A 14,577-nucleotide genomic window follows, 5' to 3' on the forward strand; every position below is an offset into this window, starting at 1 on the left:
AAACATCCTAATGGAATGGAGTGATTTTATGAATAGTATCAAAAATCCGCAGCATACAGAGCTTGCTACCTTTGCGGGAGGGTGTTTCTGGTGCATGGTCTCTCCCTTTGAGGATCTTCCCGGCATCAAGAGGGTACGCTCCGGCTATACGGGCGGACATACAGAAAATCCTACTTATGAAGAAGTGTGCTCGGATACAACAGGTCACGTGGAGGCCGTGCAAATTACATTTGATCCGCAAGTTTTTCCGTATGAGAGGCTGCTGGAGCTGTTCTGGCAGCAGATCGATCCAACCGACGCGGGCGGACAGTTTCATGACCGCGGCGAATCCTACAAAACTGCAATCTTCTATCACAGTGAGGAGCAGCGCGTGAAGGCCGAAGCCTCCAAAGAGGTGCTGAACAAAAGCGGACGTTTTGACAATCCGGTTGTCACTCCGATCCTGCCAGCATCCATTTTTTATGAAGCGGAGGAATATCATCAGGATTATCACAAGAAAAATCCGGGCCATTACAAACGGTACCGTAAAGGATCGGGACGCGAAGACTTTATCGAGCGAAATTGGTCAGGCAAATTCGACAAAGCGGACCTGAAGTCGCGGCTCACTCCTCTGCAGTATGAGGTTACACAGAACAATGCGACCGAGCGACCGTTCGAGAACGAATTCTGGGATCATCAGGGGGATGGTATTTATGTTGATATTGTATCCGGTGAACCGCTGTTCAGCTCACGCGACAAGTATGATGCGGGCTGCGGCTGGCCAAGTTTCACCCGCCCTCTTCGCAGCTACAATATCAAGGAAAAAACCGATCTCAGCCACTTTATGATCCGTACTGAGGTGCGCAGCCGTGAGGCTGATTCGCATCTGGGTCATGTGTTTGACGACGGTCCCGGACCTGATGGGCTGCGCTACTGCATTAACTCTGCGGCTTTACGGTTTGTACCGAAGGAAGATCTCGTTCAGGAGGGGTACGGAGAATACGCCTACCTGTTCGAGGACAGTCAGAGAGGACAGGAGTCCCTGTAAAATCACTCGTGTATCGCCAAGGAGATGTCCCAAAGATCCGTTGATCTGGGCTCTCCTTTTTCATATTCTGAGACACTCCCAAAAATGGTTATCCGATCATCCAGCCGATCCAGTAGGCAAACGGCACCAGCAGGAGCTGCGCAAGCAGCGTACCGCCCAGCCGGGATACCAGCATCCAGCCGTAAATCCGGTTCATGCCTGCCAGACGCAGATCCCCTCTCACAGCCCGCTCCGACAGAAGCGCCAGCCGCGGATCGATCAGCAGTGTCAGCAAAATCGTCGCTCCCCCATTAATCAGTCCGGAAGACATCGACATGGAGGTCGCATGCTCCGGCCACAGATACGAGGCATATACAGCCGACAAAACGCCGACCGTATATACTGCCGTGACCACCAGATTCAACAGAACCAGCCGCTTGGGAAAAGAACCGTGCAGCAGGCTATGCGCCATCGCGCGATCCGGCCGCTTGACATAATATCCGATATGTCTCCAGCGCGCCTGCTGCACCAGCCGCCTCACCATACCTCCGACCGATCCGGCAGCTTCCAAATGTACAACGAGCCTTGCCGAAATACGGACCATGGCCGGAAACAGCAGAATCGCAAGTAGCGTACCGGCCGTCGCGGCTGCCAGTATGGCATGCAGCTTCCATTCCAGCGGTTCCTGTGCAATCAGCTTGGCCTGATCCGCCATACTGCCCAGCATCGGCCCCTGAATCATGTTCGAGGTGCGTGATACCAGCAGAAGCATACCCGCTACCGTCACGGCCAACCCGATGCGGCGCGCCCGCAGGCCTCCCAGTCGCAGCGCATAGGACAGGCTGTCCGCCGTATGGATCACCATGGTGAACAAAAGCGTACAAGTAAGCACAAGCATAATATTCCCCGGCCTCCTTCTCATTTCACTCCTTAATTATTCCATTGTCCATTCTTTCAAGTACTGATTATATCCTACAGGAACCAGCCATTACGACTGATTGAAGCAAAAAAACAAAACCGTCCGATTTCCCGGACGGTTTTGTTTTTAAGATGATTGCCCCGCTCTCTGCACACCGGTTAACGCTGCCCCGGCGGCAGGCTGTATCTTTCCCACGGACTCAGCAGCAGGCCTGAGCCTGAATGTAACCGTCAGCGTTATGGTTTGGCCAGCAATCCACACCGCAAAAATAGTATACATCGTCTCTTTGAAGGGCAAATAAAAGAGAGACAGCAGCAGCACGATACAATCACTCACAAAAAATACGCTACCCAGCTTCCAGCCCTTCCACTGGCTGATCAGCAAAGACAGAATGTCGTCACCGCCTGTCGCCCCTCCGACGCGCATGACCATTCCCGCACCCAGCCCGGTTAACACCCCGGACAGGACAGAAGCTACGGCAAGGTTGCCCTGCAAATTGATCAACGGCGGTGAAAGCCATTCAAAACCGCTGTAAAATAATGAGAACGTAGCCGCACCCAGCAGTGCTTGGGCCGCGAAGCGCCAACCCCTGATCAGCCAAGCAGCAATCAGGACCGGCACATCGAGCAGAAACACGCTCCAGGCCGGTGATAGCCCGAATACGTACTTGCCCAGCAGAGCAAGCCCTACAAAACCGCCTTCGGACAAATGATTCGCATAGTTAATATGATAATAGGCAAATGCCAACATACAGGTTCCCAGCAGCATGACAGCCGTTTGCTGCGGCACTTTGTTAAAAAACGTCTTTTCGTTTGTTATCCTCATACAGGCTCCTCCGGTTTCTCACAAGTGGGTTCATATTCAACCGGTACTTGCGGAAGCCCGGGCGTAACATCCGCCTGGAGGACTTGGTCCTTCGCATTCTTAATCCCCTCTTCCGCAGTAGTCGGTCACCGACATGCACTCACGGAAGAGCTAAGTGTAGGATAGATCATAACGTTTCCAAATCGTCCTTTGGGGAATCATCCTTCGGGGACTCATGGTATCCTGATCCTTTCTTTAGTTGGTCTGAAGAAACAGCTCGAGTATGCAGCGGAACGGTTTCTCTTAATCTATTATACCACACAGCGCCATATGCCAAACAGCTTGCTTGCGCGGATACTTCCGCACATTTTTATTTATATGCGGCTGCTGGAGGCCTTACGACTGGAGATCTGCCCTTTTACCCGCCTTTGTGCCGGAATTTGTTCCCATTTTGCGGTTCGCCACAAACACGCCGCCGAGAATCAGAACCAGACCTACCAGCAGATTCCAGCCAATGTGCTCGCCAAGCAGAGTATAACCCCAGATCATGGCGCTGGCAGGAACGAGATAGGTTACCGAAGTCGCAAACTCCGGGCTCCCCTTCATGATCATATAATTGAACAAAATATAAGCCACGCCCGAGCCAAATATGCCAAGTCCGATAAAGGAGCCGAGAACGGCAGGCTCCGACAGGTCAGGCGCTTTTTCCGTAAAAACAGCGATCAGGCCGCTTCCCGCTGCAGCTCCTAACAGAGTGGCGAACGTCATTTGATACATGCTGAGTCCGCCCAGCAGACGTCTGGACAACTGCGTGCCTACCCCATAGCATAGCGTCGCCCCCAGCATGCAGACAAATCCGACCGGGTCCACCGAGATCATCGTCACAGGATTGATGCCAAGCAGAACAATAATGCCTGCAAAAGCCGTCAGCATGCCCGCCCACTGCATCCTGGTAAAGGAGGCTCCGAAAAACAAAAGCCCCACCAGCATGGTCCAGACCGGTGTCGTTGCATTAAGCACCGAGGCCATGCTGCTGGTTAACCTGGTTTCGCTGAATGCAATCAATCCCCAAGGCAGAGCCATATTCACCAGTGAGACAATGACAGCTCCGCCCCATGATATTTGCTTGAAGGAAAAAGGCTTGCGCAGAACCAGCATGATAAGCAGAATAAATACCAGGCCGAATAAGGAGCGCAGGCTTGCTATCGTCCATGGGCCAAGAGCATGCTGCAGCAGCACCTTAATAAACAGGAAGGAGCCTCCCCAAATCAGACTGAGCAAAATCAAAGCTACATACAATGAGCGAGCCAACTGCATTCCTTCTTTCCCTATATGTATCTGTATATCTGTATAACTATATACAGCATCCTTAAAACTAAAAGAATACTCCTTTTCAATCGTTATGGAAAGCCCTGTCCGCAAAAAAAGGCTCTTCTCAGCTTACAGATAACATCTATGTGCATTAGGTGATCTGAGTCTGACCGTTTAAACACCTTCCGTGATCCGTTTGACGCGAACAGATGCCTGGCGCAGAAGTTCCTCTTCATCCATCGTCAGCAGACGACGGCCGCGCATGAGAATACGCCCATCCACAATCGTGGTGTCCACATCGGCTCCGTTGACACTGTAGGCCAGCAGAGATTCCATACTATGGACGGGCTGCAGATGCGGTTTACGAAGATCGATGAGAATGATGTCCGCTTTTTTCCCTGTTTCCAGCGTGCCGATCTCCTCTCGCAGCGCAAGCAATCCCGAACCACCGATGGTGGCCATGGCGAGCGCTTCTCCCGCCGTAAACGCAGCAGGGCTGCCGGCCCGCAGCTTCTGCAGCCAAGCAGCGGCCTTGATTTCCTCGAACATATCGAGCGTTGTCACGCTGCCCGCTCCGTCCGTACCGAGTCCGACACAGATTCGCTGCTCCAGCAGCTCCACTACCGGCGCTATGCCGCAGGACAGCTTTAGGTTGCTGACCGGATTATGCGCCACACCTCCCTTTATCCCGCACAGCAGCTTCACGTCTTCCGTCGTTAGATGCACAGCATGTGCAAGAAGAACATGGCTGTGGGACAGAATCCCCGTATCGGCCAAATATTCCGTTGGGGTGCAATTGTATTTCTCGCGTATTTTTGCGATTTCCTCCACCGTTTCCGCAAGATGGGTATGCACAGGCACGCGCTTATCCGCGGCAAGCGTCAGAGCTTCTTTCATGAAATGCGGGGGACAGGTATACGGGGCATGGGGTCCTACCATGGTTGTAATTCTGCCGTCCGCCTGTCCATGCCAACGGTCGATCAGGTCAGCCGCTTCCGCCATTCTACGTCCGCCGTCATCCTCCAGCCCGATAACGCCACGAGTAAGTGAAGCACGAATGCCCGTTTCCTTCACCGCTTCGGCGATCTCGTTCATATGAATGTACATATCGGCAAAAGCCGTAGTGCCGGACTTGATCATTTCCGCGATGGCCAGCTTCGCCCCCCAATAGATATCCTCTGGTGTCATGCGTCCCTCTGCGGGCAGCATTTTCCGTTCCAGCCAGTCCAACAACTTCAGATCATCGCTGAAGGCCCGCAACAGACTCATCGGCGAATGCTGATGGGCATTAACAAGCCCTGGCATGGCGATCATGCCGCGGCCATCCACAATCTCCTTCGCTTCTTCGGCAATGGACGGGCCCACGCCCGCGATGCGGCTATCCTTAATCAGAAGATCTCCCTCATATGGCGCTTCCCCTTCCACCATAGTGAACAAGGTCGCACCCTTAATTTTGATTGTTGACATAACACAGCCTCCTGACGTTTGGTTTACAACGTCAGGCTACACTATGCCCTTGCGTGAAGGTCAAGGATGACTCCGGGATATCTCCTCCGGTTGAGGTCCCCGCTGTACCGGCACTGCATAGATCATATGCACCGCCCCTGCGATATGAAAAGCGGCCGCCAAATAACCGTTCTGTCCGAACCATTCCAGCAGCTCCGAACAACGTGCATAGTATACGGGAGTGTCAGATCCGGTCACGCTGCTGCCCAGGGTGATGTCTGATAGTACATCCTTCGGACCACCCTCGTCCATGTACATCAAATCCGCGATGCAGATTCTTCCGTGCGGCTTCAGCACCCGCTTCATCTCGGACAACGCTACCTGCTTCTGTTCCCAGGTTAGATGACGCAACGCATAGCTGCTCACCACAAAATCGAAGCTTCCATCCATATAGGAAATAGACAGCAAATTGCCCAGTCTGGTCTCAACCTGCGGAAATTTGCGGCGGCACTGCTTCAGCATTTCCCTGGATTGGTCGATTCCCGCCATAGACACACCGGCCTCCGCAAACATTCCAGCCAGATTGCCCGTCCCAGTCCCGGCATCTAGCCCTCTTTCCCATGGAGCGGGAAGAACACGCTCCACCATCATGCGCAGGGTCGTCATATAGACCGGATGCGGTCCTCCGCTGCTGTCCGTACCACTGACCAGCTCGTCATGCACGGCGGCGCGGCTGTCGAAATCCCATGCGTCCCGCCAGCCATCGCGCAGCTCGCGACGGCGCTTTAACCCTCCCGCCAGCTCGAACAGATCCTCCCATTCGAGACCACGATCTCCCTGGAGCTGCTGAATCATGAAATCAGCCGCTTCCAGATTGCGCTTGCCTTCCATCCAACGGTCGAACATGGCAGAACGCTGCAGCTCCAGCGCATAGACTGCTTCCTCGCGCAGTCCCCTATCCAGCAATTTCAGCAGCCCCTTAACTTCCTCAACCCCCATGCCGAATTCGCGCAGCGTCACAATAATGCGCAAGCGCAGCGCGTCCCGCTGACCGAACAGTCGATACCCATTCCCCGGGTCCTTGGCGGGCCGGATCATCCCTTTTTCCTCATAAAATCGAATCGTCCGTGCGGATATATTCAATTGCTGCGCCAGCTCATTAATTTTCATGCCTTGCATAGCCCGTTCCCCTTTCTGCATCCCTCCCATTATACAACCTTGACGTAACGTCAAGGTAAGCATCAAATACGAAAGCCCCCAAGACGAGAAGCCGGGAACCCTGTCTAAAAAAGGCAGGGTTCCCGGCTTTTCAACTTAAACCATGATATCAAATCCCGTATTGTTTGTTGGTTATGATGATTACCAGGGCAATTCTTCATTTAGATGAAAGAACTTCCCGGTTGGCCCATCATCAGGCAAGGTTGCTAGTAGAACACTGGTCTTGGGGCTATCCTCTACTTCCATTTCAGCATATTGACCACCCAGTTCGGTTTTGACCCAGCCCGGATGAGCAGAATTAACTTTGATTTGAGTATCTTTCAACTCATGGGCAAGATGAATAGTGAACGAATTTATAGCTGTTTTGGATGCGTTATAAGCAAATATTTTCAATTCACGAATAGGCGAATCTGGATTATCCTGAAGATTCAGGGAACCTAAGATACTGGATACATTTACAATTCGGGCAGCTGGTGCCATGCGAAGCAGCGGTAATAACTGGCGTGTTAACTCTACATGGCTGAAAAAGTTAGAATCAAAAGTTTCACGCAAGAGATCTGTTGAAATAGTGCTGGTCAAATTTACAGGTGACAGATGTTCTATTTCTTTTTGCACACTGGCATTGTTGATTAAAATATCCAGTTTTCCGTAACGTTGATTAATAAAATCATAAGCCTTTTGGCGATCCACATCTGAAGTGATATCGAGTAGGAGAGCCTCAGCCTGAATCCCTTCGGAACGAAGTACAGCCGCTGCCTCTTCCCCATTCTGCCTATTACGGGAACCGATCATGATATTCACTCCAAGTTTTCCGAGTGAACGTGCCGTTGCTAGGCCTATACCGCGATTCGCTCCCGTGATGAGTGCTACCTTATCCTGAAGTTTAGTTTTATCTTTGACCATTATGAAGTCCTCCTTATTTGCTCATTACAATCACAGCATACTTCGGAACTTCAGGAATAGGCAGTCCTGCAGTTATAGTACAACTTCTTATAGTAATAGAAATTCTATTACCCAAAGGTTGGAAACCTGCAATCACACATACATTCATAGATCACTTGCTGTATAATTATTAAGAATTAGCAAACATTCAAAGGGAGTATATTAGGATGAAAGAAGACCTGCGCCGTAAAGAGTTGGCCGTATTTTTAAAAAATCGACGAAAGCGGCTTTCTCCACATGAGGCAGGCCTACCGGAAACCGGTGGGCGTAGGCGTATTAGTGGGCTTCGCCGTGAGGAGGTCGCTGCGTTGTCCGGCATTTCGCTGCCGTGGTACGCTGCATTGGAACAAGGTCGCGATATTAAAGTGTCAGACAGTGTACTCGACAGTCTGGCGCATACCTTGCGTCTGCAACATGATGAGCGAATCCATTTGTATATGTTAGCTGAACGCAAGGTGCCTCTGGAAGCAAAAGCTGCATCGCCACAAATGAATGTAACAAATTCGGAGCTACAGCTTATTGTAGATCAATTCAACCATTATCCTGCATATGTTATGGATGGGAAATGGAACATAGCGATTTGGAATCAGACTGCCGAGGAGCTTTTTGGGGGCTTTGGCCAGGGAAAATGCGACCGCAATTTAATTTGGCTGATGTTTACAGACCCAGTTTTCAGCAAGCGGTTTATAGATTGGGAAACATCGGCTGGCAAGATAATTGCTGCATTTCGAACCGCATTTGCACGACATATGGAAGATCCCTGTCTTAGTGAAATCATTGGTGATCTTGGTGAAGTCAGTTCAAAGTTCAATTTATTTTGGGAACGATATGACGTACAAGGAGGTTACGATAATCATTTTTCACTTCAACATCCTGATATAGGGGAAATTGGATTGAATTCAATTATGTTTCATCCTAACGAAAGGGAAGATAGAACTTTAGTTCTGTACACACCAGTAGGCGCACAAGATGACGGAAAACTACAGCATCTGCATAAGCGCGCTTGAGACCTCCCTGAATCCGTGGGCCTGATTTACGAATTGTGCAACTTATTCCAAGCATGTCTCAAGAGCATTTGTTGAGGTTTAGCTCCAACAATTACCTTGTATACAGAACGAATGTTTGGATTATAATAAGAATATACGTTCGTACAAATTGCCTTATTGGAGGATCTACAGCATGACTAAAATAAATGAGCGGACAATCTTTTTGGCAGACTGCCAGAGCTTTTACGCAAGTGTGGAGAAAGCTGAGCATCCTGAGTATAAAAATAGGCCGCTTGCGGTAGCAGGTGATCCTTCACGCTCCTCGGGGATTATTTTAGCCGCATGCCCAATCGCCAAACAATTCGGTGTAACTACAGCCGAACGCCTCGGCGAGGCGCTTAAGAAGTGCCCTGACCTCGTCATTGTGCGCCCCCGCATGAAGCACTATATCGATGTTTCTTTGGCTATCACTGATATATACAGGAAATACACCGACCTGGTGGAGGTTTACAGTGTGGACGAGCAATTTCTGGATGTATCCGGAAGCCTGAGCATATTCGGCGACCCTTTAGCCATTGCCCGAGAAATTCAGCAAAGGGTGCTGCGGCGCACCGAGGTATCGGTGCGGATCGGCATCAGCTCCAACAAAGTTCTTGCCAAGATCGCAACGGATATTTGGGCGAAGAAGAATGATAGCGGCCTGTTCACATTGCCCAAAACAGAGGTCGAACCGTTATTATGGCCACAGCCAGTGGGCAAAATGTTTGGTGTGGGCTCACGCATGACGATTCATTTCACGCGGCTTGGCATGACAACCATCGGGGATATCGCCAGAACACCATTGCCTGTGCTTAAGAGCAAATTCCGCGCCTATTTCGGCAAGCAGTCGGATATCCAGGCCGAGGTCATGTGGCGAACTGCCAACGGTCTGGATGATAGCCCTGTTGCTCCGTATACGTTCAGCACATCGCAAAAGTCAATTGGCCACATGATAACCTTGCCCAGGGACTATCTGAAGTCTCACGAAGTGGAAACCATTCTGCTGGAGCTCACCGAGGAAGTATGCCGGGACAGCCGCCGCAAAGGGTATATGGGGTCTGTCGTGACTGTCAGTTGTATGTATAGCCCATACGAAACGCCAACCGGATTTTCACGGCAGATGAAGCTGTCCGGTTCAACCAACAATACGAATAAAATCTATACGGCCGTCAAGGAGATTTTCTATAAATTCTGGGACCAGATGCCGGTAAGACGCCTGGGTATCAGCCTGAGCGGTCTGACGGATGCGGAGACATACCAGCTTTCCTTCTTTGAAGATGAGGAGCGGGCCCGCTCTCTGGAGAAAGCCACGGATAGCATCAAGGAACGTTATGGCAGTGCCGCGATCATCCGAGCCTCCTCCCTCACCCACGCAGGGCAGGCTTTGGAAAGAGCTTTGAAAATCGGGGGGCATTATAAATAAACCATTAATTGATCCTACTCGGATCAACGTGGGCCTCAGCTTTCTTAAAACAAAGAACAAGAATCACTCATATATAATCCCCTCTAATTAAATCCCCCACTTTTTCTGCCCAACTGAAAGCCTGATTCATCTTTCTGAAAAAAAATGATTGTCAAAAGTGTGGTTTAGGCAATATAATTTGCACATGGGCAAAATTATTTGGGTGATGCATTTTTTTAAAATAAAAGTTGGTCAAAGGAAACATATGCCGACTATAAAAATAAAGCATTATGATATTTAGGGGGAGCTTTTTATGAGTGAAGATGTCGTTGTACAAGAACAGTCTTCTAATACTACCATTAAATCTGCACACGCAGTTCTAAAAGGAAACACTCAAGGAATGAGGAGATTATTACCTTTCCTGGGACCGGCTTTTATTGCAGCCATTGCTTACATCGATCCAGGAAACTTTGCAACCAATATCGCTGGAGGCTCAAAATACGGATACCTGCTCTTATGGGTGGTACTATTTTCAAATTTAATGGCTATTTTAATTCAATCGATGTCAGCAAAATTAGGGATTGCCACTGGTAAAAATCTGCCTGAAGTCGCTCGTGAGAAATTTCCGAAACCTGTTTCGATCGGGCTATGGATCCAAGCTGAGCTGGTCGTCATGGCTACAGATCTCGCGGAGTTTATCGGTGCATCTTTAGGATTGTACTTGCTCTTCGGTATTCCTTTACTTCCTGCAGCCTTAATTGCTGCGGTAGGCTCTTTTGCTATTCTTGAACTCCAGCGCCGGGGATTCCGTTCGCTTGAAGCGGGGATCGCGGGTCTGCTGTTCATTGTTGTATTGGCATTCATGACCCAAATCTTTTTTGCTAAACCGGAAATTGCTCCAGTATTACACGGGCTTTTTGTGCCTCAATTTCAGGGCGTGGACAGTGTCTTGCTTGCCGCAGGTATTCTTGGGGCAACTGTAATGCCGCATGCGATTTATCTTCATTCCGCGCTAACGCAACGCAGAATCGTAGGCAAAACGGAGGAAGATCGGCGGAAAATCTTTCGTTTTGAATTTATTGATATCTTAATCGCCATGTTCATTGCAGGAGCCATTAATGCCAGCATGTTGATTGTATCTGCCGCATTGTTCTTTAATAATGGCTTGCAGGTTGAAGATTTGGACGTTGCTTTTCAGCAATTCGGTCATTTGGTTGGCCCAGCTTCGGCCATTCTCTTCGGGATTAGTCTTCTGGCTTCCGGTTTGTCCAGTTCATCGGTAGGCACCATGTCCGGGGATATTATTATGCAAGGGTTTATTCAAAGACGGATTCCGCTGTTTCTCAGACGACTCATTACGATGATTCCACCGCTTGTCATCATTGCTCTTGGCGTTAATCCATCCTATGCATTGGTCATGAGCCAGGTCGTACTGTCATTTGGAATTGCATTCGCCTTAATTCCTTTAATTATATTTACAAGCAATCGTCAATTGATGGGCAGTCTGGTGAACCGGCGTATCACAACCATTCTCGCCTGGGGCGCGGCCGCGTTAATCATAGCATTGAATGTGTTCCTCCTGTTTCAAACATTCATCGGTTAATAAGGGAGTAATGCGAACACAATCCTGCTCAAACAACCAGCGTAAAGGTCAAGAACGGTGGGGAAATTAATCCCCTTGTTCTTGACCTTTTGTGCTTCCAAAAAGATGGGCAGTGGTGTCACGAACAACCCGGCAGCCCACACTTCCACCACCCCAGTTCAACCAACACATTTGAGCTGGCTTGAGATCGTTCCCAGGTGGGTGGCTTCATGCATCAAGGCAAAGTTAAATAATTCACCCGCGGTGTCGAATTGGAAAGGCCCCATTACAAACGGTGCTTCCAGCTTCGCATCTAGTATTTCAGGTGTCAGTGCAGCAAAACGGGATAGCTGGCTTGACAGCAGGTTAACCAGTTCCTCCTTGGAAGGAGGTGTAATCTCCCAATCGGAAGGCTTGGTTCCGGAATTAAACAAGGACGCATAATGATCCGGAACGGCAGATAGTGAAGCAAAGCTAAGAGTAGAGTACTTATCCATCCAATAAATAACGTGGCCAATATTCCAACGGATCGTGTTGTTGAAGCCCTCTGCTTGAATATCGAATCGTTCCTCTGGAATGGCCTGCACCTGCCCGATCACAATTTGACGCAGAACCTTGCTTGTGCTAATAGCTGAATGAGTCATCATAAAACGCCTCCTTAGTTTTAGTCATGTTTTCCTTTCGTAATTAAGTGTAACTTCCTCTCCAAAGAGCAACAATCACGTAATTCCGATGCAAATGATCATTATAAATAATGATTTTTATAGTAAAATTAGAGAGGATTTAGAGTACACATTCAAACATGACGGTTATGGGGGCGTTAAAATGGAGCTTAGACAGCTTGAATATTTTGCGGCTGTATGCAAGGAAATGCATTTCTCCAGAGCGGCTGAGAAGCTATGCACCACCCAGTCGAATCTTAGCCAGCAGATCAAATTTTTGGAGAACGAACTGGGGCTGCCACTCTTTGACCGCATTGGCAAACGGATTGCGCTGACAGAGGCAGGCACGATTTTACTGGAACAGACGGAGCTGATCTTTGAACGTGTTGATTATATTAAGAGAGCAATTTTGGATCTCAAAAAAATGGAAGGCGGCAAGTTGAACATCGGCATTCTCCCTGGTGACGGAGATCTGCTATTTGACGCTTTGCTTGTCGACTTTCACCATACCTATCCTAAACTTTCGTTGACGGTGACAGAATCTACCGATGTATATGAACAGGTTCTAGCCGGAAAAAGGGATCTCGGAGTTACGACAGTACCAGACAAACCTGATGACCGAATTGCAGTGGTACCCTTGTTCCATGAGGAGTTTGCCTTGGCTGTCCGGTCAGATCATCCTGCTGCAAAGCTTAAAGCAATTCCTTTCGAGCAATTGCAGCAGTTAAAGATGGTCATGTTCAGTCAGGACCACCAGATCACAAGGATCATTCAGGACTACTGTCAGGCCAAAGGAATGGTCATAGACAATCCTATCGTCACTTCAACATTATCCTCTCTTCTTTCCTTAGTTGAGCAAGGAGTCGGCACCTGTATTCTCCCCCGCTTGCTGTTGGATCATCTGAACCGTGAGCAAGTCACTGCTGTCACGCTGCTGAATCCAACACCGAGTCAAGACATTTGTATCATCTACCGTACAGACCGGTTTATGGGTCAAGCCGCAAGGCTGTTCATCGATGTATTACAGTCCTATATTCAAAGCGTTATCGAACGTGCAAATCGGTCGTTGGGGTAATGGTATTGGGACGAGCGAGCCTAGCAACTAAGGAAGCTTATAGCGGCATTCGCCATGAGCCTCCTTAAGGCTTGTTCTTCTGCTGCAAGGCACGAATGGTGGCTGCAATTCCGTCCGCATGGTTGGTCGTTGGAATTTTCCCAATATAACGTTCATATTTCTCTCCACTTAAGCGCAAAGGCTCTTCCGTTAAGTAGAGCATTTCAACAATCTCCTTCATCACTGGAACAAATAATCCAAGCACCGATAACCCGGTTCTGCCAAGCGGAATAACAGACTTCTTCGTTCCGCTTGCTTCTTGGGCAACTCGCACAATCTCATGTCCGGAAATCATATCCGAGCCGGGAATATTCCAGTTCTGCCCGTATGCCTGATCATGTCCCGCAAGCTCTACAACCATAATGGCTGCATCCGGCAAATATACGTATTCACGGGGAACCTTCATGTTACCGATGAAAAAGGCCATTTTACCCGCAGCGATGGCTTCAAGTGTACCGCCAAGATAAGACGCCTGATTCGCGGTTGGTCCGTAATAATCGGGCAAACGAACAATCATCGCACGCACGTTGTTCCAACGGCTGCTGAAGATCATCTGCTCGAAAGCAAGGCGGGTTTTGCCTTTCTTAGTGTGCGGCTGCTTGGGATGATCCTCGGTTACTTTGTTCATTTGCCTTCTTCCGTAAGGATAAATGCCGTCGATGGCGACCACCTTTAAGCTCAGCCGGTTGGCGGCCTCCATGATGGATTCACCCAGCGGAATCAGCTTGCTTGTCATCTCATGATAAGGAACGTTTGCACAATGAAATAACACATCGGTTTCTTTGGCCGCTGCTGCAACGTCATCCGGCCGAAACGCATCACCGATAGCGAGCGACAGGTGTGCAGGATGTCCGAGCTGACTAGCGAGCTCCTCCAGCTTTTGACGAGAACGGCCAAAGGCGATTACAGGCACTCCCCCTTTGACCAGCTCTGCCGTAACTACGGCTCCCGTTCCGCCTGTGGCACCTACTACTATCGCTTTTTTCATCATTCATCAACCTCTCTTTTTGATTTGTGATTAATCAATCACTAACTTGGATTCATCATACAGTATCAGATAGTGATCAGTCAATAACTAAATTAAGTTTTCCCTCTATTAGAACTTTCTCTTGATGAATTCAGGCAAATCCTAATGGCAGCCTGCAC

Annotated in this window: 13 protein-coding genes; 5 read left to right on the forward strand and 8 right to left on the reverse strand. The window is 49.3% G+C overall.

The genetic code is table 11. The features are described 5' to 3' along the window. Positions 1 to 28 precede the first annotated feature (28 nt). Positions 29 to 1,027 carry a peptide-methionine (S)-S-oxide reductase MsrA gene (msrA, locus tag OIN60_RS08385; RefSeq protein WP_305754411.1) on the forward strand — a complete coding sequence of 333 codons (999 nt, stop codon included), beginning with the start codon at positions 29 to 31 and terminating at the stop codon, positions 1,025 to 1,027. A gap of 88 nt (positions 1,028 to 1,115) precedes the next feature. On the opposite strand, the gene OIN60_RS08390 is transcribed toward msrA, so the two are convergent. From OIN60_RS08390 to OIN60_RS08415, 6 genes are all read right to left on the reverse strand, one after another. After that, positions 1,116 to 1,904: a lipid II flippase family protein gene (locus tag OIN60_RS08390; RefSeq protein ID WP_305754412.1), complete on the reverse strand. Its 789-nt coding sequence runs from the start codon at positions 1,902 to 1,904 to the stop codon at positions 1,116 to 1,118. Positions 1,905 to 2,051: 147 nt separating this feature from the next. Beyond that, the gene (locus tag OIN60_RS08395) at positions 2,052 to 2,750 is read right to left on the reverse strand and encodes a YitT family protein (RefSeq protein WP_305754413.1); all 699 of its coding nucleotides are present in this window, start codon (positions 2,748 to 2,750) and stop codon (positions 2,052 to 2,054) included. A 375-nt stretch (positions 2,751 to 3,125) separates the two neighbouring features. Beyond that, the gene (locus OIN60_RS08400; protein ID WP_305754414.1) at positions 3,126 to 4,040 is read right to left on the reverse strand and encodes a DMT family transporter; all 915 of its coding nucleotides are present in this window, start codon (positions 4,038 to 4,040) and stop codon (positions 3,126 to 3,128) included. A gap of 174 nt (positions 4,041 to 4,214) precedes the next feature. Next, positions 4,215 to 5,507 carry an amidohydrolase gene (locus tag OIN60_RS08405; RefSeq protein ID WP_305754415.1) on the reverse strand — a complete coding sequence of 431 codons (1,293 nt, stop codon included), beginning with the start codon at positions 5,505 to 5,507 and terminating at the stop codon, positions 4,215 to 4,217. Positions 5,508 to 5,567: 60 nt separating this feature from the next. Beyond that, positions 5,568 to 6,665 (reverse strand): MerR family transcriptional regulator, encoded by a 1,098-nt coding sequence (locus tag OIN60_RS08410; RefSeq protein WP_305754416.1) that lies wholly within the window; start codon positions 6,663 to 6,665, stop codon positions 5,568 to 5,570. Between the two features lie 180 nt (positions 6,666 to 6,845). Continuing rightward, complete coding sequence (locus OIN60_RS08415) at positions 6,846 to 7,607, reverse strand: SDR family oxidoreductase (protein WP_305754417.1); 762 nt, start codon at positions 7,605 to 7,607, stop codon at positions 6,846 to 6,848. Between the two features lie 206 nt (positions 7,608 to 7,813). Between OIN60_RS08415 and OIN60_RS08420 the strand changes: the two genes are divergently transcribed. The 3 genes from OIN60_RS08420 to OIN60_RS08430 all read left to right on the forward strand — a co-directional run bounded on the left by OIN60_RS08420 (position 7,814) and on the right by OIN60_RS08430 (position 11,676). Then, positions 7,814 to 8,653 carry a helix-turn-helix transcriptional regulator gene (locus OIN60_RS08420; protein ID WP_305754418.1) on the forward strand — a complete coding sequence of 280 codons (840 nt, stop codon included), beginning with the start codon at positions 7,814 to 7,816 and terminating at the stop codon, positions 8,651 to 8,653. A gap of 172 nt (positions 8,654 to 8,825) precedes the next feature. Further along, on the forward strand, positions 8,826 to 10,094 hold the full coding sequence (locus OIN60_RS08425) for a DNA polymerase IV (protein WP_305754419.1): 1,269 nt from the start codon (positions 8,826 to 8,828) through the stop codon (positions 10,092 to 10,094). Between the two features lie 292 nt (positions 10,095 to 10,386). Next, a complete protein-coding gene (locus OIN60_RS08430) occupies positions 10,387 to 11,676 on the forward strand; it encodes an Nramp family divalent metal transporter (protein ID WP_305754420.1) in 1,290 nt (429 codons plus the stop codon). 158 nt (positions 11,677 to 11,834) lie between these two features. Here OIN60_RS08430 and OIN60_RS08435 read toward each other — a convergent pair whose 3' ends face one another. Beyond that, positions 11,835 to 12,299: a DinB family protein gene (locus OIN60_RS08435; protein WP_305754641.1), complete on the reverse strand. Its 465-nt coding sequence runs from the start codon at positions 12,297 to 12,299 to the stop codon at positions 11,835 to 11,837. Between the two features lie 181 nt (positions 12,300 to 12,480). On the opposite strand from OIN60_RS08435, the gene OIN60_RS08440 reads away from it, so the two are divergent. Beyond that, positions 12,481 to 13,392: a LysR family transcriptional regulator gene (locus OIN60_RS08440; protein WP_305754421.1), complete on the forward strand. Its 912-nt coding sequence runs from the start codon at positions 12,481 to 12,483 to the stop codon at positions 13,390 to 13,392. A gap of 64 nt (positions 13,393 to 13,456) precedes the next feature. On the opposite strand, the gene OIN60_RS08445 is transcribed toward OIN60_RS08440, so the two are convergent. Continuing rightward, entirely contained in the window at positions 13,457 to 14,419 is a 963-nt protein-coding gene (locus OIN60_RS08445) for an NAD-dependent epimerase/dehydratase family protein (RefSeq protein WP_370872452.1), read from the reverse strand. Positions 14,420 to 14,577 lie beyond the last annotated feature (158 nt).

The sequence above is a fragment of the Paenibacillus zeirhizosphaerae genome, from assembly GCF_030705605.1.
In the GTDB taxonomy this organism is placed as follows: Bacteria; Bacillota; Bacilli; order Paenibacillales; family Paenibacillaceae; genus Paenibacillus; species Paenibacillus zeirhizosphaerae.

Coding starts and splice junctions, on each gene's coding strand:
- OIN60_RS08395 (WP_305754413.1), bottom strand. CDS start 2,750: ATGAGGATAACAAACGAAAAGACGTTTTTTAACAAAGTGCCGCAGCAA.
- OIN60_RS08420 (WP_305754418.1), top strand. CDS start 7,814: ATGAAAGAAGACCTGCGCCGTAAAGAGTTGGCCGTATTTTTAAAAAAT.
- OIN60_RS08435 (WP_305754641.1), bottom strand. CDS start 12,299: ATGACTCATTCAGCTATTAGCACAAGCAAGGTTCTGCGTCAAATTGTG.
- OIN60_RS08390 (WP_305754412.1), bottom strand. CDS start 1,904: ATGCTTGTGCTTACTTGTACGCTTTTGTTCACCATGGTGATCCATACG.
- OIN60_RS08415 (WP_305754417.1), bottom strand. CDS start 7,607: ATGGTCAAAGATAAAACTAAACTTCAGGATAAGGTAGCACTCATCACG.
- OIN60_RS08445 (WP_370872452.1), bottom strand. CDS start 14,419: ATGAAAAAAGCGATAGTAGTAGGTGCCACAGGCGGAACGGGAGCCGTA.
- msrA (WP_305754411.1), top strand. CDS start 29: ATGAATAGTATCAAAAATCCGCAGCATACAGAGCTTGCTACCTTTGCG.
- OIN60_RS08430 (WP_305754420.1), top strand. CDS start 10,387: ATGAGTGAAGATGTCGTTGTACAAGAACAGTCTTCTAATACTACCATT.
- OIN60_RS08440 (WP_305754421.1), top strand. CDS start 12,481: ATGGAGCTTAGACAGCTTGAATATTTTGCGGCTGTATGCAAGGAAATG.
- OIN60_RS08405 (WP_305754415.1), bottom strand. CDS start 5,507: ATGTCAACAATCAAAATTAAGGGTGCGACCTTGTTCACTATGGTGGAA.
- OIN60_RS08425 (WP_305754419.1), top strand. CDS start 8,826: ATGACTAAAATAAATGAGCGGACAATCTTTTTGGCAGACTGCCAGAGC.
- OIN60_RS08410 (WP_305754416.1), bottom strand. CDS start 6,665: ATGCAAGGCATGAAAATTAATGAGCTGGCGCAGCAATTGAATATATCC.